Origin of the sequence: Psychrobacter sp. R86515 (assembly GCF_042466315.1) — a bacterium.
In the GTDB taxonomy this organism is placed as follows: Bacteria; Pseudomonadota; Gammaproteobacteria; order Pseudomonadales; family Moraxellaceae; genus Psychrobacter.
The window spans coordinates 2100189-2121460 of the sequence record NZ_JAXHCC010000001.1; the positions used below are offsets into that span (position 1 = coordinate 2100189).

17 protein-coding genes are annotated in these 21272 nt (G+C 44.2%); 5 read left to right on the forward strand and 12 right to left on the reverse strand.

Annotated features, from left to right (window positions below):
• Window positions 1–74: 74 nt before the first annotated feature.
• The 3 genes from xdhB (at window position 75) to guaD (ending at window position 5131) form a co-directional block, all read left to right on the forward strand.
• Window positions 75–2648 (forward strand): xanthine dehydrogenase molybdopterin binding subunit, encoded by a 2574-nt coding sequence (gene xdhB / locus SJY28_RS08815; protein ID WP_379544153.1) that lies wholly within the window; start codon window positions 75–77, stop codon window positions 2646–2648.
• Window positions 2641–3612: an XdhC family protein gene (locus SJY28_RS08820; RefSeq protein ID WP_379544154.1), complete on the forward strand. Its 972-nt coding sequence runs from the start codon at window positions 2641–2643 to the stop codon at window positions 3610–3612. The genes xdhB and SJY28_RS08820 overlap by 8 nt, the downstream gene beginning before the upstream one ends.
• A gap of 112 nt (window positions 3613–3724) precedes the next feature.
• Window positions 3725–5131 carry a guanine deaminase gene (guaD, locus tag SJY28_RS08825; RefSeq protein ID WP_379544155.1) on the forward strand — a complete coding sequence of 469 codons (1407 nt, stop codon included), beginning with the start codon at window positions 3725–3727 and terminating at the stop codon, window positions 5129–5131.
• A gap of 125 nt (window positions 5132–5256) precedes the next feature.
• Here guaD and SJY28_RS08830 read toward each other — a convergent pair whose 3' ends face one another.
• From SJY28_RS08830 to uraD, 7 genes are all read right to left on the reverse strand, one after another.
• The gene (locus SJY28_RS08830; protein ID WP_379544156.1) at window positions 5257–6051 is read right to left on the reverse strand and encodes a DUF5020 family protein; all 795 of its coding nucleotides are present in this window, start codon (window positions 6049–6051) and stop codon (window positions 5257–5259) included.
• A 498-nt stretch (window positions 6052–6549) separates the two neighbouring features.
• Window positions 6550–7080: an ureidoglycolate lyase gene (locus SJY28_RS08835; RefSeq protein ID WP_379544157.1), complete on the reverse strand. Its 531-nt coding sequence runs from the start codon at window positions 7078–7080 to the stop codon at window positions 6550–6552.
• Window positions 7080–8210 (reverse strand): allantoicase, encoded by a 1131-nt coding sequence (gene alc, locus SJY28_RS08840; protein WP_379544158.1) that lies wholly within the window; start codon window positions 8208–8210, stop codon window positions 7080–7082. The genes SJY28_RS08835 and alc overlap by 1 nt, the downstream gene beginning before the upstream one ends.
• A gap of 120 nt (window positions 8211–8330) precedes the next feature.
• The gene (puuE, locus tag SJY28_RS08845) at window positions 8331–9311 is read right to left on the reverse strand and encodes an allantoinase PuuE (RefSeq protein ID WP_379544159.1); all 981 of its coding nucleotides are present in this window, start codon (window positions 9309–9311) and stop codon (window positions 8331–8333) included.
• A gap of 81 nt (window positions 9312–9392) precedes the next feature.
• The gene (locus tag SJY28_RS08850) at window positions 9393–10700 is read right to left on the reverse strand and encodes a urate hydroxylase PuuD (protein WP_379544160.1); all 1308 of its coding nucleotides are present in this window, start codon (window positions 10698–10700) and stop codon (window positions 9393–9395) included.
• Window positions 10701–10811: 111 nt separating this feature from the next.
• Window positions 10812–11180 (reverse strand): hydroxyisourate hydrolase, encoded by a 369-nt coding sequence (uraH, locus tag SJY28_RS08855; RefSeq protein WP_379544161.1) that lies wholly within the window; start codon window positions 11178–11180, stop codon window positions 10812–10814.
• Between the two features lie 77 nt (window positions 11181–11257).
• Window positions 11258–11779, reverse strand: coding sequence for a 2-oxo-4-hydroxy-4-carboxy-5-ureidoimidazoline decarboxylase (uraD, locus tag SJY28_RS08860; RefSeq protein WP_379544162.1), 522 nt, complete (start codon window positions 11777–11779; stop codon window positions 11258–11260).
• A gap of 523 nt (window positions 11780–12302) precedes the next feature.
• Here uraD and SJY28_RS08865 point away from each other — a divergent pair.
• Window positions 12303–12968: a TetR family transcriptional regulator C-terminal domain-containing protein gene (locus tag SJY28_RS08865; RefSeq protein ID WP_298807721.1), complete on the forward strand. Its 666-nt coding sequence runs from the start codon at window positions 12303–12305 to the stop codon at window positions 12966–12968.
• Between the two features lie 158 nt (window positions 12969–13126).
• Here the strand turns inward: SJY28_RS08865 and SJY28_RS08870 are convergent, their stop codons facing one another.
• The 5 genes from SJY28_RS08870 to tolQ form a co-directional block, all read right to left on the reverse strand.
• The gene (locus SJY28_RS08870) at window positions 13127–14533 is read right to left on the reverse strand and encodes a nucleobase:cation symporter-2 family protein (RefSeq protein WP_114701027.1); all 1407 of its coding nucleotides are present in this window, start codon (window positions 14531–14533) and stop codon (window positions 13127–13129) included.
• 506 nt (window positions 14534–15039) lie between these two features.
• The gene (locus SJY28_RS08875; protein ID WP_379544163.1) at window positions 15040–16332 is read right to left on the reverse strand and encodes a translocation protein TolB; all 1293 of its coding nucleotides are present in this window, start codon (window positions 16330–16332) and stop codon (window positions 15040–15042) included.
• Window positions 16333–16468: 136 nt separating this feature from the next.
• Entirely contained in the window at window positions 16469–17491 is a 1023-nt protein-coding gene (locus SJY28_RS08880; RefSeq protein WP_379544164.1) for a cell envelope integrity protein TolA, read from the reverse strand.
• 73 nt (window positions 17492–17564) lie between these two features.
• A complete protein-coding gene (gene tolR / locus SJY28_RS08885) occupies window positions 17565–18023 on the reverse strand; it encodes a protein TolR (protein WP_191115155.1) in 459 nt (152 codons plus the stop codon).
• Window positions 18020–18742, reverse strand: a complete 723-nt coding sequence (gene tolQ / locus SJY28_RS08890; protein WP_057759620.1) for a protein TolQ — start codon at window positions 18740–18742, stop codon at window positions 18020–18022. The genes tolR and tolQ overlap by 4 nt, the downstream gene beginning before the upstream one ends.
• Before the next feature lie 628 nt (window positions 18743–19370).
• On the opposite strand from tolQ, the gene SJY28_RS08895 reads away from it, so the two are divergent.
• On the forward strand, window positions 19371–20666 hold the full coding sequence (locus SJY28_RS08895) for an NCS2 family permease (RefSeq protein ID WP_101204806.1): 1296 nt from the start codon (window positions 19371–19373) through the stop codon (window positions 20664–20666).
• Window positions 20667–21272: the final 606 nt, after the last annotated feature.

The following is a 21272-nucleotide window of genomic DNA, read 5'->3' on the forward strand; positions in this document are numbered from 1 at the left end:
AATACCGCCTTATCGTTATATTTGCCAAGAATAACAGAGCATTAATCAAAGCGTCCTAATAGAAGAGATCCGCCATGAGCCATCATTCGTCCTTATTTGACAGTTATAGTATCCGCCGCGTGCGTCCGCCAAAAAATAAAATTGGTACCTCGGCTAAGCATGATAGTGCGATTAGTCATGTCATGGGGACGGCGACTTATGTGGATGATATTGCAAAACCGCAAGGCACGCTACATCTGGCAGTAGGTAAAAGCAGCCATGCTCATGCACGTGTACTGAGTATGGATTTAAGCGCTGTTAGAGATGCGGATGGGGTGGTAGATGTCTTAAGTTTTAAAGATTTGCCTGCGCAGACGGATATCGGTGCGGTGTTCGACGGTGAGCCACTGATGGTGGATGACATCACAGAGTATGTGGGTCAGACGTTATTTGTAGTAGTAGCGAGCAGTCATCGCGCTGCCAAAAAAGCGGCTACCAAGGCAGTGGTGGAGTATGAGCCATTGCCAGCAGTACTTAGTATTGATAAAGCGTTAGAGCAAGAGTTCTTTGTACGTCCGAGTCACTTTATGAAGCGTGGTGACGCGGCGACTGCACTTGAGAACGCACCGATTCGCATTGAAGGTCATATTCATATGCGCGGGCAAGAGCACTTTTATCTCGAAGGCCAAGTGTCTTATGTCGTACCTTGTGACGATGGCGGGCTAGAAGTGTATACGTCGTCACAGCATCCAAGCGAAGTACAGCAGTTGGTCGCCGAAGTGACGGACTTGCCATTTCATGCGGTAAACACAGTCGTACGCCGTATGGGTGGCGGTTTCGGTGGTAAAGAAACGCAAGCCGCTGCTTGGGCGTGTCTATGCGGTATCATCGCCAAACGCCATAATGTCCCTGTCAGTATGCGTCTAGATCGCCAAGATGACATGGTGGTGACGGGTAAGCGTCATGAGTTTGCCAACCGTTATGAGGTTGGTTTAGACGAGTCTGGCCGTATATTAGGCGTCGATATGCAACTGGCTGGCTTGTGTGGCTATGCGCCAGATTTGTCTGATGCTATTGTCGATAGAGCGATGTTCCATTGTGATAATGCCTACTATTATCCAGCTGCTCATGTGGCAGGTCATCGCTGTAAGACACATACGGTATCTAATACTGCCTATCGAGGATTTGGTGGTCCGCAAGGTCTGATGACTGCTGAATATATGATGGATCATATTGCCTATACGCTGGGGCAAGATCCATTGCAAGTGCGTTTGGCAAACTTGTATCAAGATGGTCAAAGCACCCATTACGGTCAGACGATAGAGCATTTTGATTTAGCGACCATCATGACCAAGTTGGCAGACGATTGCGATTATGACAATCGCCGTCAACAAATCCTAGAAGCAAACCAAAAGGCTGCCGCTGAAGGTAGTGATAAACGCTTAGGGCTTGCTTTAACGCCAGTAAAATTCGGTATTTCATTTACGGTGCAGACGCTTAATCAGGCAGGCGCATTGGTACACATTTATACTGATGGCAGTATCCACCTCAATCACGGCGGTACGGAAATGGGGCAAGGGCTATATATCAAAATCGCCCAAATTGTTGCCAATGAATTTGACGTTGATCTGGACACGGTCAAAGTATCAGCGACACGTACAGACAAAGTACCTAATACCTCACCAACTGCCGCGTCATCAGGTACAGATATTAATGGTAAGGCAGCACAAAATGCTTGCTTAAATATCAAAGCGCGTATACTTGAATTTGCTGCTGAGCATTTCGACGTAGCGCAAGAAGACATACGTTTTGAAAATAACCATGTCTATATCGGCGATAAAGAAACACTGACTTTTGCTGAAATGATTCAACTATCGTACCAGAACCGTATCAGTCTATCGTCTACTGGCTACTACAAAACGCCGAAGATATTTTATGATCGCTCTAAAGCATGGGGACGTCCGTTCTTCTACTTTGCCTTGGGTGCTGCCTGCGCTGAGGTGGAGATTGATACGTTGACAGGTGAGTACAAAGTCCTGCGCTGTGATGTGCTGCATGATGCAGGACAATCGATTAACCCTGCCATTGATATTGGGCAGATTGAAGGTGGTTTTGTGCAAGGTATGGGTTGGCTCACGGCAGAAGAGCTAATCTGGAATGATAAAGGAAAGCTCGCATCTGATAGTCCTGCTAATTATAAAATCCCAACCGCGCATGACTTGCCTAAGCAGTGGAATGTCAAACTGTACGATCGCAAAAATGAAGAACAAACTATTTATAACTCTAAAGCCGTTGGCGAGCCGCCGTTTATGTTGGCAGCCAGTGTTTGGTGTGCCCTTAATAATGCAGTGGCTAGCCTTAGTGATTATAAAAAGAATCCAGAGCTGACCATGCCTGCGACGCCAGAAGCGGTCTTAAAAGCAGTGATGCGCATGCAAGGCACGTCGTGGGATTTAACAACTAAAGCAGATACAGATACGGTTGATAGTTTAGTAAAAGGCGCAGAAGAGAACAGTGACCTTTACAATGAAAAAGCAATGCCACAAGACGTACGTCATGCCAAAGACATTGATCCAAAAGAAGTCGAAGGCAAACAAACTGATGACCAGCCTAATGCGATAGAGCATCCAAATGTAGCAGGGGCAAGAGGTCCTGCACACAGTGAATGAGTCGCTAGCACCGCCAGTCGTCTGGTATGAAGGTCTAGCGCGATATCAGCAGCGCGGCATCGCTCATGTGTTAGCGACAGTCGTGGCTGTGAATGGATCTGCTCCTCGAGCGCTACAGGCAAAAATGATTGTCACGCAAGATAGTATCGTGGATACGCTAGGCGGCGGAGGTCTAGAGCATGACGTTGTCAATACGGCACGGCAGCTATTGAATGGTGAAATGGCGGCAACGGTATCAAAAGAAGTCAAACCAAAAGTTGCTGAAACTGACAGTGAAAGCGCATCAGTACCTTCTAAAGCGGTGCGCCGTGATGCTGTCTACACCAAGCACTACCCGCTAGGTGCAAAGTTGGCACAGTGTTGCGGTGGTAGCGTCACCGTTATGTTCGAATGCTTTAACGTGACGCCACCGATGTCAGTACTAGTGTTTGGTGCAGGACATGTAGCATCAGCGCTAATGACCATCCTCGCTGAGCTACCTTGTCAGGTAGATTGGGTGGACAGTCGCCCAGAGATGTTTAAGCGGTACTTAGTTGATGAATCTACTACTAATCCATCCACACTTTATAACTTACCAGCGCATATCCGTCCGCATATCGATGATGAGCCTGTAGATTTTGTACGCCCATTTATCGAACAGGGTGGTCAGCGTTTTATTCTGGTTATGACTCATGACCATAGTGTTGACTTTGAGCTAGTGCGGGCAGCATTAGATACTATTTCTGATACTAGCTCACCTCATGATAAACGCTCAGATATTTCAGCACCTTACATAGGTTGCATTGCATCGGCAACCAAAGCCAAGCGTTTTAAAGATCGCTTGATGCAGCGTGGCTACAGTGAGCAACTGGTCAATCAGTTGGTCATGCCAATTGGATTGCAAATTGGCGGAAAAGAGCCGATGGCGGTGGCGGTTTCTATCGTGGCACAGCTCCTGCAGCAGTATCATCAAGCTATTTCTTGAACGGTTCACTCCATATAACTTTTATACTTTTTATCAAAACATTAAAACATTAAAACGCTCAGTACTATTTATCAAAACGCTCAGCATTACCCAGCCATTGTGAGATCTACGAATGACCCTACATATTTATCAAGCTCGACTGCTGCACTATTTGACCGAAAGCGATCGTACTGAGCGTACAACTTCTAATCATTCACAGACATTAGCTGTGGAACGAGACATTACGTTGCTACCAGTGATTGAAGGTATACAGGTTTATCCTGAATATATCGCTGATGGTGCGCTTGTTGTAGATGATGTGACAGGGTGCATTGTAGAGTATGGGCATAACGAGATAATATCAGCGAAATATACTAATACCTCTGAGCAAGCAGGACAGTTAGTAGTCAAGGTGCATGACTATAGTGATAAGCTTATCATGCCAGGCTTTATTGATACCCATGTGCATTATCCGCAAATAGATATGATTGCTGCTTACGGTGAGCAATTACTTGATTGGCTTAATCATTATACTTTCGTCACCGAGGCCAATTTTGGCGATCCAAAAGTAGCACATGACACAGCGCAGTTCTTTTTAAATCAGCTGCTGGCCAATGGTACGACGAGTGCCATGGTATTTTCTACCAGTCACCCTGAATCAGTGAACGCATTTTTTACGGAAAGTCACAAGCTCAACACCCGCATGATCACGGGTAATGTCTTGATGGATCAAAATGCGCCTGATAATTTGTGTGTGCTTGCTGAGCAGGGCATTCGAGATACCCAAAACATCATTGATAACTGGCATGAGCGCGGCCGTCAGCATGTGGCGATTACCCCGCGCTTTGCTATTACTTCGACACCCAAGCAACTACAAATGGCAGGTGAGCTGTATGCCAGTTACGAGAGTGTTTATCTGCAGACGCATTTGGCAGAAAATCATGATGAGATTGCCTTTGTGAAACAATTGTATCCCAATCATAAAGGCTATCTCGATGTCTATGATACGATGGGGTTACTGGGTCGACGCACCACCTTGGCACATGGTATTCACCTTGAAATATCTGAGTATGAGCGTCTGCGTGCGACTGGTACGCAGATATCACACTGTCCGACGTCCAATCTGTTTCTGGGAAGTGGACTATTCGATTTGCCCAAGACGTTAAGTTATACCGGTGTCAGTATCGCCACTGACGTTGGAGCAGGGACAAGTCTGTCGATGCTGACGACTCTGTCAGAAGCGTATAAAATCCAACAACTACAAAGCAATCAACTATCCGCTCATCAAGGGCTATATCAAATTACGTTGGGTAATGCCCAGTCGCTATTATTGGACGATAAAATCGGTAACTTTATGCCAAATAAAGAAGCGGATTTTGTGATCATCGATATGGGTGCAACGGAATTGCTTGAGCGACGTATGGCGCAGACCAAAACACTGGAAGAGCAGTTGTTTGTACTAATGATGCTAGGCGATGACAGAGTAATTGATCAGACAGTCATCGCCGGCGTAAGTCGCTATCGTAAATCAACTTTATAGGTGTAAATAAACGCTGTACCTAAATCAGGAACAAGTGAGATTTCTTTCAGATATAAACAACAAACCCTTGTTCCTATATTGTAGGAACAAGGGTTTATTACTGCCAAGAGAGTTTCTATTAGACATTAAAAATGGAATTTTACCAATGCACTAGGGGAGTTTTGATTCACGCCATCAACACCGTATTTATTCTTCCAATAACTATATTCCATACCGACTTCTAATCGGTTATCAATACCGAGCACTTCTTGTAAGTTGTATTTAATTTGCGGATTAATATGAATATTATCTTCAATGTCATCATTATTAAATGAATAATCAATAAAGCCATCCACGACAAAATTATTGCGTTCCCAACCATAGGTTAAGGTAATTTGCTGATCATCGTCAGTATTGTCATTAAACGCATGATATAGCGTCGCGGAAGCAAACGTCGTACCTGGAATAGGCACATTGAGATCTGCACCAATACCAACCAGATAATTATCTTGGTCAAAGCCAGTGCTGTTCGAACCAAATTCATACGTAGCGGCTAAATTAACCTGCTTGATAAAACTGTCGTTGAAAGTGGCTATTTTGAATGTAGGAGACAGCTCGCCATAAGTTTCTCTAAATCTATTGTTTTCAATGTCATCGGCACCTTGGTTTCGATCGACAAAGAAGAACACGCCGCCCCAGTCATGCGCAGAAGCATGCTCTAATGTAACGGTCGTCAGCTCTCCATCTTCTACGAGTTCATAATCATTACCGTAAAGTACGGAGACACTCGTATCAGTAAAAAAGGTCTTAGCATGGATGTTCGACATGCTACCTAAAGCCGCGATAGCAACAGCTGCCATCGACAATGGTTTGAGTAAAGCTAGCTTTTGGCTAGATGAATTGGTATGACAGGATAAGCTCGTTAATAAATCAAAACGCAAAATATGACCCCTTTATATACAATTGATTATTGATTGCCCCAAAACTACATCGTTATTATCTGCTAGTAAACAAACTATTAATCCAATGCTCGTTAGACAACGGTTGGTTGATAGCGCTTAAATGCTTACTACTAAAGAGCATTCAATAACCGTGCCATAAATGCCCTAGAAGGCTGTCTTCTACAGAGTCGCCTAACTTTTAGTCTTATTAGCCACTAATAAGGGTAGAAATAAGCAAAATAGTCCTTAACTATTCTCAAATGAGAGAGCCAATTTCCGTACATTTAGATATATGTGACAAACAATGTTTTTCGAAGGATCAGATGCGCCATAAAAGCACCAAAATGGATATCCATGTGCCCCAAATTGGGTCGTCTGACGGAATTTAATCAATTGATAGCCTATGATTTAACAACTCAATGAACATAAAAAAGCCAGCTAATAGATATTAGCTGGCGTTAAGTTTGTACTTGTTGGATGCGACTATTTTTTATTCAGTTAACTGCATTCGCCTTTTAACTCAATAGACACATGCCAATCCGTGATATCAATCTCATGACAGTTATTACCCTCGCCATTGATACGATCAATAACTAGGAAATCACTGTCACGTCCAAGCGCGAGTAGAGGGTGATGCCAGACATTAGCATCGTACTGTACACCTTGGTGAGATTTCGCATAAAACACTGCTAGGTCATCAGGCGACTGCGGCGGCACACCAGCTTTAGCAACCACGACGATATAGTCTTGGCCTTCCATAGATACAAACGCCTGCGTCCCAAGCGGATGGTATTCCATGACTGAGAGTGCAATCGGGCTCTCACGTTTTTTGGCCCGAAAAATACTTATACCAACTGAGCCACCGTCTAGCTTACTTTCGGCAAGTGCATGATGACGAACCGCATAGCCGTTATTAATCTCATAAGTATTGTCAGCGGTTTGCTCATTATTACTATAGCGCTCGATAACCGAGCCGTAAGGGGCAAAGTTTGCCTTAGTCAAAGACTTAGCCGATAGAGTGACACTCATTATCTTGCCTCTTTACTATCAATATCAGTACCAGTGTCAGTATTAGCCTCAGCAATTTTGCCATACACGCGTACACGGCTGATACCACCATCTGGAAAGATATTGACTCGAATATGCGTAATGGGTTTATCAAGTTGAAGCTTGTCTTTACCAAAGTGATGAACGTCGTCAGCATTGGTTTTTTGCGGCTCAAGCAAGGTCTCCCAAAACATACTCTGAGTCACTAAAGTTTGCTCTGGTGTATTTGGTGAGTAGACGGCTTGGATCGAGACTTTGTCAGGATAATTACCTTTAAAGTGGGCCGTATCTATCTCGATGGAATCAACGATACCTGCTTGACCTAGCGCGATGATGCACCAGTCATTGCCTGGCTCACGGCGACGACGAGTCTCCCAACCATCACCCATATTAGGCGCTTTAGTTGGTAGAAGTAAGTTACTAGCCGCACCAAAGTGCGCATCGTTACTGGCAATGGCACGACCACCATTTAACGCGCCTGCCAAGTCAAGCATCTCGCCTTGAGTGTTGAGGCTCGCATCAAGTTGAATATCACCATAGACGCGTAGTCGGGCAACGCCGCCATCTGGATAAATGTTCAAACGAATATGGGTCACGGTTTGCCCATGATGAATCTCGACAAGCTCATGGTTGTGACCTTGAAGCGGGGTCATACCTACTAGCGCCTGCCAGTTTTTACCATCCCAGTCTTCTTTGCTTAGACTGGCAAGCTCAGTGTCATCTTGCTGCAGCAGCTCGGGCGCGTACAAGGCATCGACACTGGCCGAAGATGGGAAGTTACCTGTAAAGTGACTGGTATCAATGTCTAAACCAGCTATTTTGGTTGGGCGAGCAAGCTGGATAACTAAATAATCGTAACCCAAGTGGCGCTTGCGACGCGTCTCCCAGCCGTCCATCCACTTACCGTTGTCATCGAACTTACCCACGACAAATATAGGTGCATCAGGATTTAGAATACGGCTTTTATCCGCAAAGAAATCGTCGGTAGCGAATAGTGATTTTGCCCCCAAGCGACTGTCAGCGACGTTTGATTTCTTGGTAAACGCTGGCAGGGTATCAGGTAGATTATTTGCGGAGATAATTTGTCCAACTTCTGAAGTGTTTTGACTCACAATGATTCCTTTTTTAATAATGGTGTTTATTAATAACGTATGGCTTATTTTATATATTAATCTATGACAATTCGCATTCGCTCAGCTAAGTAGAATGAGTACTAGGACGATAGCCTAAGCTTACATCCAGTTGGCAGTGTTGTCTGACGTAGCAGGATGGTTTTCGTACCAGTGCTTGGCGATATCATCACGGCGGCATATCCATACGTCGGGCTTATTGGTGATATATTGCAAAAACTGCTTTAGCGCTTTGATGCGTCCTGCACGCCCAATAATGCGGCAATGCAGCCCAATGGTTAGCATTTTAGGAGTGTGTGCGCCTTCTTCGTATAAGGTGTCAAAGCTGTCTTTGAGATATTGATAAAATGGTTCAGTGTGGGTGAATCCTGGGCTAGAAGAAAAACGCATGTCATTGGTCTCGAGGCTATAAGGTATGACCAAGTGCGGTTTGCGCGTAATCAGATTGCCGTCTTGGACCTTTACATTGAGCCAATACGGTAACTCATCACCGTACGAGTCAGAGTCATAGATATAGCCGCCTTGTTCAGCGACCAGTTCACGAGTATTTGGACTATCGCGTCCTGTATACCAGCCGAGAGGTTGTCCGCCTAGCATACGTTTAAATATCTGGGTGGCACAGCGAATGTGCTCACGTTCCGTCTCACGGTACATATCCTGATAAGTGATCCAGCGTAGACCATGACTGGCAATCTCATGACCGTCTTCTAATACACGCTCGATAATATGCGGGGTCTTTTCAGCAGCGGCGGCACAGGTAAACGTGGTGATTGGCACGCCAAATTCTTTGAATACATCTAATACACGCCACACACCGACACGGCTACCGTACTCAAAAGCAGATTCAATAGACTGGTGACGGTTGTTAAATTCTGGTGTGCCTAAAATATCAGACAAAAAACGCTCTGATTGACCATCCCCATGGATGACGCTATTTTCTGCACCTTCTTCGATGTTTAATACAAACTGTACGGCGATTTTTGCGCCACCTGGCCAGTTCGCTTTTGGTGGATTGCCAGCATAGCCTTTTAAGTCGCGAGGATATGTGCTCAGATCAAAGTCACTGGTAATTTTTTTGCTCATTATCTATATTCCTATATCGCTTAGAGCCTTAAATATTTATTAAAATATTGCTCGTAAAGGACAGTTATTTTTTATCAAAAATTAAAGTGATGATGCATAGGCTACGAGCTGTTGGCGCTCGGCATCCGTCAGCTGAGTAATATTACCAAGCGGCATATAGCCAGTCTGTACTGCGGTAACAATCTTAGCTTTATGGATTTTTAAGTCTTCTGGTGTCTGCAAAATGATTCCTGCTGGCGGTGCGGCAAAGCCTTGCTGTGTTGGCTGCACCGCATGACAGGTGCTACAGCGTGTATGCACAACATCCATCATGGCGTCATCTGCTGATGCGCTCACGGGTACGGCTTCGGCAGCCATGGCGGCATTAGTGGTATCAGTGTTTGTATCAGTAATCGCGCTTGTAGCTGGCGACGTGCCATCAGTCGTTGTAGGTGCTACTGAGGCAGTAGCAGGCATTGCAGGCGCTGGCTCAATTGGTTCAGGTCGCATCCAAATAATTAATAATACGGTTAATACGGCTGGAATAACCAAGTAACGAGGTTTTTTATGACCTAAGTGCTTTTGGTTAAAGTAATGACGCGCAGTCGCGGTAATGATACCGACGAAGACCAATACCAACCAACCTTTCTCATGAGCATACATCATTGGGTAATGGTTGCTGATCATGGTAAAGATGAGCGGTAGGGTAAAGTAGTTATTCATCAGTGAGCGATTTTTGGCTTGTAATGCCAATTCAGCCACTTCTTTACCAGGCTTTTCGCCGCGCCGCACACAGTCAACGAGTGCGCGCTGAGCCGGCATAATACCGAAGAATACGTTACCTACCATCACCGTGCCCAAGATGGCACCGATATGTATAAATGAGGCGCGATCACTAAAGAGCTGATAAGAGCCCCAGCTCGCGATGACCAGCAAGATAAAAATCAGCGTACTAAAGATAAACGCGTTTTTACCCAAATGACTGCGTACGATAACTTCGTAAATGAAGTAACTACCAAACAAGAAAAGCAAGCTAGTGGCAATGGCACCGATACTGGTAAAAGGCACTTTGCTTGGGTCAATTAGGTAGGCAGTTGCATTGGCATAATAGACGATAGACATCATCGCCGCACCTGTTAGCCAAGTGGTATAAGCTTCCCACTTAAACCAATGTAGCGTCTTTGGCATCTCCTCTGGTTCGAGTTTGTATTTGGCAATTTCATAAAACCCGCCGCCATGGACGGCCCAAAGATCACCCGAAATGCCTTTGTCTGTTTTCCACTGTGGCGGCTTGCGTAGGCTTAGATCTAGCCACACAAAATAAAACGATGCACCAATCCATGCTACCCCAGCGATAACATGAAACCAGCGAAAAAATAAACTCAACCATTCGAGAAGATAGGCGCCCATGTAATAAATGTCCTTTAATATGACAGTGTCTTAATAAAATGTCTTGGTAATTTCTTTTGATAGTATTTCTTGAAAACTAATAACAAGGCAGAGACCTAAACAAAGCCAAAACTATGATCCGCGATAGGTACTATAACCGTGCGCACTAAGGAGGAGCGGTACGTGATAATGACTGGCATCGTTTACTACAAAGTCGATAACCACTTGCGGATAAAATGCTGTAAGCTGCTGAGCATCAAAATAAGACTGAGTGTCGAACGTTACGGTATAGCGTCCGGTATCTAGCTGACGGTCAGTACTATCGATGGCTGTATCAAATTGCCAAGCATCTGGTATGACACGGCCATCACTATTGGTTGTACCATGCGCTAGTAATGTGGCGACACCATTGTCTCGTACGCGGTGTAAGGTAACGGCGACATCAGCCGCAGGTTTGCCAAGATGAGTGTCTAAGATATGTGATGATAGGGTGGCAGACATAATGCTTCCTTTGTATTCGTAAAAAATATAAATAGGGTGAAAATGCTAGTTTAACTCTGCGACTACTATTTGCCTGTCTAAGCATTACCTAGTAATTTGTTTAAACGTAAACGCGTAATTTTGTTTTGCTCAGCGGCTGCATTGGCAAGCTCTGTAGCGCGATCATTAGGCAGACGCGCTAATAACAGATCCAGCATTTGCTGTGCGCTTTTGCCCGTCGCAAAGACAATAAAAATAAAACCAAATTTATCAAGATAGTCTCGATTGCCTTTGGCAAGTGCTTCGAGGACTTCATCTGCTGCATCGTTAGCGCCTGATTGTTCGTGTGCAGCGCTACTTTGTGTGTTGCGGTATTTCTCTTTTAGAGATGCCACGTTACCGATTTGCGGATGCCCATCAAACGCTTCTAATAAGTTAGCCTCATCATTTTGTACTTTGTTCCAGATAGCGTCGCTACTTTCTAGCAGTGCATCAACGTCTGCAAAAGGGCGGGCGTCTGCAAGTTTATAGGCCCAACTTTTACTGGTGCAGCAAGTCAATAGCTGAGCGATGGCGACTTCTTGTGATAAATCGTTGAATTGCGCTAAGGTTAAGCTCACGATGACATCCTTTTCTAATAGGGTAGCCCGTTATCTGTATCGGGCGATAAATGTTTGATAGAGGTTTATACCTTATGATTATTTGCATAAACTTATAGGTATAAGCAGTAAACTTGATAAGCAGCGGTTGCGTCAGCTTTATGGCTGATTTGATGAAGCTAGCAGCGATTAATTGGCTTGAAATCAAAAGCCAGTAATCTATGTGTTCGTAGTCAGAGCTTTGGCGCTTATATACGATTTGCATAATTTAAAGTTATAGTTAACTGACAATATGAAACAGATTTGCTAAGGAAACACTGATATTTTGACCGTCCAAAACGTCTGGCAAAAGGTAATTAATGACGGCGTAATTGATTTACAGTTCCCATTTTGCTAAAACCTGACTAATTGGTCAACTGTTTTATGCGAAATATTTTTATTTAACAGGTTATGCTGATCAAATCTATATGTTTATATAAGAATACACAGCAAAATATAGCGACTATTTTGTCGAACCTGTCTCTTAGAGTGAGATACCACTGCTATGACTCAAAACAATCAAAAGGAAGAAACCTCAGTGACTGATACGCCCTCGCACCGTAGCCAACAAGCCATTCGCGCACAGAATCAAGCGCTTATCTTAGCGGCAGCTGAAGAAGAGTTTGTGCTCCAAAGCTATCGCGGCGCTACGATGCAGGGCATTGCCGATAGAGCAGGCTTACCTAAAGCCAATGTTCACTACTACTTTAAAAATAAAAAAAACCTCTACATGGCAGTGCTGCGCTCGATCATTCAAGAATGGAATGAAGGCTTGGTAACCATGACAGTAGATAGCGACCCAAAAACGGTCATTGAAAAATTCGTCCGTACCAAGCTACATCAAGCCTTTGTCAATCCAAGTCGCCATAAACTGTTTGCGATTGAAGTCATCGGCGGCGCACCGCATCTGCATGAATTTATGTCCACCACGATGAAGGAGTGGGTACACGATAAAGCACAGGTAATGAAAGAGTGGCACAAGCAAGGCAAAATTGGGATTACTGATCCTCTACAACTACTGATTTTGATTTGGGCGACTACCCAACGTTATGCTGAATTTGAGATTGAAATCGTTGGATTAATGGATAAGACGGCATATGACGCAGCAGATGAAGCACGTGCGGCAGACTTTCTGGTGCCTTTTATTCTAAGGGGCTGTGGCCTTGAATAATGACAAGATAGCTATTCGACAAGGTTCCTATTTGACAGGATGCCTATTTAATAAGTCAGGTGCTTAATCAGCGAAGTGCACAGATTGTTTCTATTTTTCTGTGCACCTCGTTTACGGCGAAACACTTCGATATGTTCAGCCCTAGCTTTTTCTTACCTTTACGCTACTTCTTGCGTTGGTTCTAAACCGTCGTCAGCATGCTGTGCTTTGGTATCAAACTCGATGCCATAGTTTTTGGGTAAAATCATATCAAGGGTGATTGCCACAATACCTGCCATCGTTACTGCTGAGCCAAAGATATTCTGAAAGAACTGCGGCGTTTGTGACAGTACGTCAGGGACAAAGGCGATACCCGTCGCCAGACCCAGTGAAGTGGCAATGATTAAGACATTACGATGCGTAAATTGCACGGTAGATAAGATGCGAATGCCAGCAGTCGCCACCGTCGCAAACATCAGTAGCGTGACACCGCCAACGACAGGCTTCGGTAATTGCGTAAAAATAGCACCAAGGACAGGGAATAGCCCCATCAGGCATAGAATGCCGCCCACATAGAAACCCACGTAGCGACTGGCAATACCTGTCATCTGGATTACACCGTTGTTTTGGCTAAAGGTCGTCACAGGGAAGGTATTGAATACCGCCGCAATCAGAGAGTTAACACCATCTCCTAGTACACCGCCTTTGATGCGTTTCTCATAGAGAGGGCCTTTGATCGGTTCACCTGATATCATCGAGGTAGCCGTCAGATCGCCTGAGGTCTCGATACTGGTAATGATGTACATAAAGGCAATAGGAATAAAAGCTTGCCAATCAAAACCAAAGCCATATTTAAAAGGGATCGGCACCGTAAAAAAAGCCGCTTCAGAAACCAGTGAGAAATCGATACGTCCCATAAATACGGCCGCGATAAGGCCGAGCATCAAACCGATAAAGATGGCGCTTGAGCGAATGACTTTATTGTTGATGATGCTAATCAGTACGACACTTGCCAGCACACCACCGCCCAAAAGTAAGTTCGGAATACTACCAAAATCTTCAGCACCAAACCCGCCCGCTAAGTCAGTCAGACCTACCTTGGTTAATGACAAACCAATCGTGACAATCACGCAGCCTGTAACAATAGGGCTCATAAAAGATTTGAGTTTGGTGATAAATTGACTCAAAAATATCTCAACAAATGCACCGAGAAATGAGACGCCAAAAATAACGGATAGTATCTCTTCTGGACCACCACCGCGGTTTTTTACCACAAATCCTGCCGTCAGTACTGCTGCCAAAAATCCAAAACTGGTACCTTGTAACGCCATGAGGCCAGAGCCAACAGGACCTACTTTACGAGTCTGAATAAAGGTTGCGACGCCAGATACTATCAATGACATACTGAGAAGGTAGGGGATATGCTCTCCTAAACCTAATGTGCCACCTATGATAAGAGAGGGTGTGATGATACCTACAAACGCTGCAAGTACGTGCTGTATAGCACCTAAAAATGCTTTAATGGGGGTAGGACGGTCATGCAGTCTATACAGTAAATCGGTATTCGCTGGAACGTTTTCACTCATGGTGGTTTCCTCCTAAAATAACTGCTTAGCACCCGCTTAACTGTAGATATCAGACAATGTGGTAGATCACGAGATCAAAGTTTTAACCCAATCTTTGACTTGTTTTTTTATCGATGTAAACAATAGGGGTACGCATCCGTCTGTAAGATAAACAATGAAAATAACTAATATATGTTGGCTAATATTTGAACAACCTGACCAATTAGTCAGGTCTATTTAGGGTATAGGTAAAATACAAGTCATTGCAATGTTTTTTTTGGTACTAGTGCGTTTACAGTTTTGTTACGAAGCAGGGAGGGTTAGGTAACATTGAAAAGCAGATTAAAGATGAGGGGTGTTGACCATTGAGAGTAAATAAGTACTAAGATCTATCGCCAGCTCTATTACTGTTTTTTAATCAAAAAAAGCCCCAACCATATTCGTTATGGTTGGGGCTTTTACAAGTTTGCTTAATAGTTGATCTTTATTCCACTATAACCAAAATTGCTACTTTGGTGGACGACCAGTTATTTTGGGCTTGATGACCATACGGGTGAGCGGATAACGCCTTGTCCTGACTTACCAAACGCTTCGCCACCGTTGAGTGATTTGATGGTCAGTACGCCTTTGCCGCCTTGGGTCGATGCGTAGACCACGCGTTTACCGTTTGGTGAGAAGCTTGGTGCTTCGTCGATACCTGTATTGCCAAGATTGGTAGTAATAGCACCATTGCTATTCATAATAGCCGCTGAGCGTCCACTCAAAAAGGCAATTTGTATACCGTCACTGCTAAACTGCGGGCTGGTTGCATAACCACCGTTTGACACTTTAGTGGTTTGTCCTGTGGCAAACTCGTAGCGATAGACTTGCGGCTTATTAAAGCCAGTTTTATCACTGACAAACACAAAAGATTTGCCGTCTGGTGCATAGCTTGGCTGCACTTCACTACTTGGTAAATTAGTGAGCCTTCTAGGTGTACCACCGCTGGCGCTCATCTCATAGATATCAGCACTACCCTCAAAGCTACTAGAGAATAATATCTTGCTGCCATCAGGAGAGAACGAAGGGCTTAGATTGCTACCTGAAAAAGGTGTCAGGGCAGTTGCGCCGCCGCCACTGACGTTTTGCACGTAGATGATGGGATATGATTTTTCACGTTGTACTGAGTAGGCGATACGGTTGCCATCAGGTGACCATGCTGGTGAGAAGATAGAGCCTGTCACTTCAGTAATGGTTCTAGCATTTTCGCCATCAGCATCCATCACTTTGAGACGCGAGATCTTTTGCTTGCCAGTTCCTGTTTCTTCAATATAAGCAATGCGCCCTGAGAAGTCTCCTGGAATACCAGTAATCAGCTCGTATACTTTGTCTGCGATGACATGACCGGCATAACGCATACTTTCTCTATTGTTGTCAGCGGTTAGGCTTTGCTTGCCTTCTATCACGCGACCAGATTTAACATCGATGACTTCATAATCGGTGATTATTTTGCCACGATTGGTACGCGTGCTGCCGACAACCAGATACGGTATGCCCATGCTTTGCCAAACGGGTAATGTACCTGTCAGCTCTTTGCTACTGTGCGGCTGCTGCGGCAGATCTTGATTGGTTACTTTTAGCTCGGTTTTACTCAAGTCATTTAATATAATCGGTGATAAGACAGAGTCACCCGCAAACGGCACAAACGCGACTTGGTTTTGCTGAACAGGAATCTCATAGTCCAATTCTAGTACAACAGGTGCAGCGAGCACACTTTGCGATACCAGCAATGCTGAGGTACTGGCGAGTAACGATACTAGTAATTTTTTTTGGGTACGCATGAGTAAATGGAGCTCCTAAAATTAGTATGATATTCATTTTTTATTTAATGAGACAAGCATCTAGATGAGGCAGCAACCTATGCGAGACAAGCCGCTTAACGTCACGTTACCAATATTATAAGAACCTAGCAACTGATTAATTGCTTCCTTTAAACTGTATGGTAAAAGTCGGGTATTTAGGATCATCAGCATCAATTGGGAGACTGCCGGTATTGAGTACCGCTTGTCTGGCCGCTTCGTTGACCGTGCTATCAGGTCCAGAGGCGGTCACGTTGAGCACATCGCCATTTGCATTGACAGTGATGGTCAGGGTGGCACGTTGGGTAGAGCCTCGCGCGGCGGTAGGCGGCGTATAGTTGCGCTTAATTAAATTGATAATTTCATTGTTGCTGGCACCACGACTACCACTAGATGCAGAACGACTACTGCCCTTGGACGTACTAGAGGTTGACGTATCACCAGACGTAGTAGACTGCCCATCTGACAGGCTAAAGGTTTTCCCTGCATTGCCAGAGCTGGCAGTATCAATCTCAATATTGCGATCAGTAGCAGTAGGACGTTTTATCTTTGGTGGATTATTTTGCTTTTGACGAAACTCTCCCAGCCTTTTTTGTTCTTCTATGAGCTGATCACGTTTACTTTGATCGACTTGGTCAAGCTCTTCCATGGCGGATTCATCTAATTGTGCTGCCCACTCAGCCATTTTGCGCTCATACTCTTGATTTTGCTCAAGCAAACGTTGTTGATGGTCTTCGCTCATAAGTATGGGTTGACCAGCTGGCTCCTCAGATCGTGTAAATACAGGCACGCGCTGAGAGCTTGACTGACTTGGATTTTGCGCACTGACGCTACCACCAGACACTTCTGGCTGAGCACTACTGGACGAGTCGCTAGTGCTACTATCCATCTGCATTGCACTGGCTGCTGCACGGTTGGCCAATATTTGTCCTTGCATTTCAGCAAGTTGCTCAGGAGATACCATGACCGTTTCGATGCTACCAGCAGTCTTAACTTCAGTGGTTTGATAGTTGTAAACCAGTATGCCGATGATAAGACCATGTGCCAGTAAGCTTAGCAATGTGGGCAGGGTTAGGCCGTTGCTTTCTGGTTCGGTAGGTACATAGACGGCAGGAGCATTATGCATGGTAAGGATACTCATGAACGTGACTTTTCAGAATGATTACTAGAATTGGCTATTATGATATAAGACATTTACTAAAGGACGCTTATCACTATAAAGAAGGCGTGGGTAGAGGTGCACCGGTCAGTAACCCAACTTTTTCGATACCTGCTTGTTGCAAAGTTGCCATAAGTGTCATGATGGCACCGTACTGATTGTTTTGGTCGGCATTGATCATTACCTGTACTGGCTCAGTGTTACTATTATCGCTCTGAGACTGTAGGTTAGATAATGTATTAATCAGCTCAGGCTCACTTACAGGCACGTCGACATTGCTTTCATAGCTGATAAAAATATCACCTTTATCAGTCAACGAGACAATCACAGGTAACTGGCTTTGACTCATGGTATTGGTTTGCTCTTTTGGTAAATCAACATCGACACCTGTAATCAGCATTGGCGCTGTCACCATAAATATCACCAGTAGCACCAGCATGACGTCAATATAAGGTACGACGTTCATTTCTGCATTAAGGGCTTTTTTTTCACGGCCGTAGGGGTTTGGTTTCATAGCCCTGTCACCTGACCTGCATTAACTTGGGTTTCTTTGCTAATAGGTGCTTGTACGCTGGTCTCACGCTGTAGCATGCCCGTCATCTCATCACAAAATAAGGCGCGCGAGTCATATAGTCGGCTCGATTTTGCTGTGAAGTGGTTGTATGCCAATACCGCAGGGATAGCGGCAAACAAACCCATGGCTGTGGCAATTAGTGCTTCGGCGATGCCGGGCGCTACCGAGGCGAGGGTAGCTTGCTCAGTTTGAGAGAGTCCCAAAAAGGCATTCATGATACCCCACACGGTACCGAACAGTCCGATGTACGGAGCAACAGAGCCAATGCTGGCTAGCGTCGTCAGTCCTGACTCTAGCAATTGCTGCTGACGACCTAGGCCGACGCGTAGCTTGCGTTCAACACCATCGATAATATCGTCTTTAGGTTGACGCTTTTTATGCATTCTTAGGTATTCTGAAAAGCCTACATAAAAAATTTGCTCAAGTCCTTGACGATCAGGAGATCCCTGAATGCCTTGGTATAGCTTGGCCAAGTCTTCGCCTGACCAAAACCAAGTCTCAAATTGTTGATCAAAGTTTTTGGCTGTACCAAGTCGCGCACTCATGCGAAAGATAATAACCCAGCTGAGTAAAGAGGCTAATAACAATAGTGCCATCACAATCTGCACCAATAGACTGGCTTGGGTAATAAGATCGACAATATTTAATGATTCAGGCATGTAATGGACTCACGAATAATTGATAACAGCTGGCTGGAATAGTGATATCCGAACCAGACAACCTCTAAACGAACACTATTTACTTTTTATTATTTAATACGCAGCACGTTTCTTTACTAAAAATTTGTAACTGTGCTTAGAAAAATGCTGCAACAGTAAGTATCGCGATTTAGGTATCGGTATAATAACCCCCTAGTTTACTTCTAAATGAGAGAAAGGTCATTATTAATGTGTTAAACGACTATTTAGTTGAGCTGCTATTGATTCATTCAATAGTTAGTTGGATAACATGAATAATGACCGAGCAAATACTTATTAGCTAAAACTGATGACTCAAACCGAATATCACCTTAATGACGAATAGAAAGTAGTTTTTCGAATAGCGTAGGGCAACATGGCTGTATGTGGCTTTTCATATGGCTTTTCTGACCAATAGTCTTGAAGTCTCTCAAAATCCTATTTTGTACGAGATAGACATTATCAACGATTGAGTTTGTAAGATAACTGGTCTAATATGTTACGCTTTGTTACTACATTATTCTTATTGTGGCATCGTTATTTTTTCGCTGAGGTCATGTTCAATTTTAGGTAATGATGACTTTTTATTAGCCAGTCGGGGGCGACACTTATGAATGCAATTGAACGCTATTTTGGGATTAATGGTGAAAATACCACGATCAAAACAGAAATCATCGCTGGTATAACCACGTTCTTGACGATGGCTTATATTATCTTTGTCAACCCTAACGTCTTAGCCGATGCGGGTATGGATAAAGGGGCCGTATTTGTAGCGACCTGTATAGCAGCAGCAGTAGGTTGTTTCATCATGGGTATCTACGCCCGACTACCAGTTGCGCTCGCACCAGGTATGGGGCTTAATGCTTTCTTTACCTATGGTGTGGTGCTTGGTATGGGCTACGCATGGCAGACAGCGTTAGGTGCGGTGTTCTTGTCTGGTTGTATCTTCGTACTATTGAGTCTATTTAAGATTCGTGAAGCAATCATTAATGCTATTCCAACATCCCTCAAAAATGGCGTAGTCGCTGGTATTGGTGCGTTCTTGGCGTTTATTGCATTGCAAAGCGCAGGCATCATCGTCAATCATGATGCAACCTTAGTTGGCCTTGGCGACATGACATCATTTGGCCCTGTCATGGCTTCACTAGGTTTTGTTGTTATCATTGGCCTGTCTTACAAGAGAGTCCCAGGTGCAGTAACCATTGGTATTTTATTGGTTGCACTGATTAGCTTATTAATGGGCTATACGCAGTTCACAGGTATCATCTCTTCACCGCCTTCTATTGCACCGACGCTGATGCAATTAGACATTGCTGGTGCATTTGATGTGGGCATGATCAGTGTGATCTTTGCTTTCTTATTTGTCGATTTGTTTGATACTGCTGGTACTTTGATTGCCACCACTAGCCAAGCAAAACTAACGGACAAAGATGGCAATATCCCGAACATGGGCAAGGCACTACTCGCTGATTCAACAGCGACAGTAGCGGGTTCTTTATTGGGTACTTCATCGACGACCAGTTATATTGAGAGTATCTCTGGTATCGCCTCAGGTGGCCGTACAGGCTTAATGGCTGTTACGGTAGGTGTGCTATTCCTGTTTAGCATTTTCTTCTCGCCACTAGCGGGTATGATTCCAGCTTATGCAACGGCTGGCGCTATCTTTTATGTAGCCGTACTCATGATGGGTACCCTAAAGGACATCAACTGGAGCGACTTAACAGAAGCAGCACCAGTGGTCGTGGTATTGCTATTCACACCGCTTACATACTCTATCGCTGACGGTATCGCACTTGGTTTTATTACCTTTACAGCTGTAAAAGCAATTGCAGGCAAGTTTGCAGATATCAGTATCGCTGTCTGGATTTTGACTGCTATATTGTTGTTCAAGATTATCTTCCTATAATGCAAAGTGTAGCAAGACATTAGATAGTGTCTTAAACAAGAAACCCTCCTTATCAGCTGATGATAAGGAGGGTTTTTTTGTCAGCATTGTAAGCCTATCGTCTTAATTTAAGCTCAGTATTTTTGAGGTTAATGTTTAGTATTTCTGATACCAGTATTAAGTAGGGTGATGCCAAACTATGGGCAATAGTAAACAAAAAAACGTAACCAAAGCGTCATGGCCAATAAAGTGCTTGTAAGTTATTGTTATTTAGATATATATTAATTTATGAAAATAATAAATTTCGTTAGTTTGAAAAAAACTTTCGTGATATTATAGCCGAGTTAAGCGCATCACCTCAATCAACGCCGTAGAGGTTTTTCTTACAGTGAATTAGCATCACCATAGATGACAGATTTGTGATTATTAGAGCGATTTTTCGGTTCAATAAGGCGATATTTGGTCATCACACTCCTTTCACTACTAACAAGAAGAAGGCACTAATGCCGCTTAGCTTTTCGTTGTTGCCTTTGTATTGTTAACGTAGCCCGTTTAACAGTCGAACGACCTACTTAACCGTCTCCAGCCTATGCTGGATTTTTAGTTTTGTGATGGCGCCGTTTGGTC

Coding starts and splice junctions, on each gene's coding strand:
- SJY28_RS08875 (WP_379544163.1), bottom strand. CDS start 16,332: ATGCGTACCCAAAAAAAATTACTAGTATCGTTACTCGCCAGTACCTCA.
- puuE (WP_379544159.1), bottom strand. CDS start 9,311: ATGAGCAAAAAAATTACCAGTGACTTTGATCTGAGCACATATCCTCGC.
- tolQ (WP_057759620.1), bottom strand. CDS start 18,742: ATGCCTGAATCATTAAATATTGTCGATCTTATTACCCAAGCCAGTCTA.
- SJY28_RS08850 (WP_379544160.1), bottom strand. CDS start 10,700: ATGGGCGCCTATCTTCTCGAATGGTTGAGTTTATTTTTTCGCTGGTTT.
- tolR (WP_191115155.1), bottom strand. CDS start 18,023: ATGAAACCAAACCCCTACGGCCGTGAAAAAAAAGCCCTTAATGCAGAA.
- SJY28_RS08895 (WP_101204806.1), top strand. CDS start 19,371: ATGAATGCAATTGAACGCTATTTTGGGATTAATGGTGAAAATACCACG.
- SJY28_RS08880 (WP_379544164.1), bottom strand. CDS start 17,491: ATGAGTATCCTTACCATGCATAATGCTCCTGCCGTCTATGTACCTACC.
- uraH (WP_379544161.1), bottom strand. CDS start 11,180: ATGTCTGCCACCCTATCATCACATATCTTAGACACTCATCTTGGCAAA.
- guaD (WP_379544155.1), top strand. CDS start 3,725: ATGACCCTACATATTTATCAAGCTCGACTGCTGCACTATTTGACCGAA.
- SJY28_RS08870 (WP_114701027.1), bottom strand. CDS start 14,533: ATGAGTGAAAACGTTCCAGCGAATACCGATTTACTGTATAGACTGCAT.
- SJY28_RS08865 (WP_298807721.1), top strand. CDS start 12,303: ATGACTCAAAACAATCAAAAGGAAGAAACCTCAGTGACTGATACGCCC.
- xdhB (WP_379544153.1), top strand. CDS start 75: ATGAGCCATCATTCGTCCTTATTTGACAGTTATAGTATCCGCCGCGTG.
- SJY28_RS08835 (WP_379544157.1), bottom strand. CDS start 7,080: ATGAGTGTCACTCTATCGGCTAAGTCTTTGACTAAGGCAAACTTTGCC.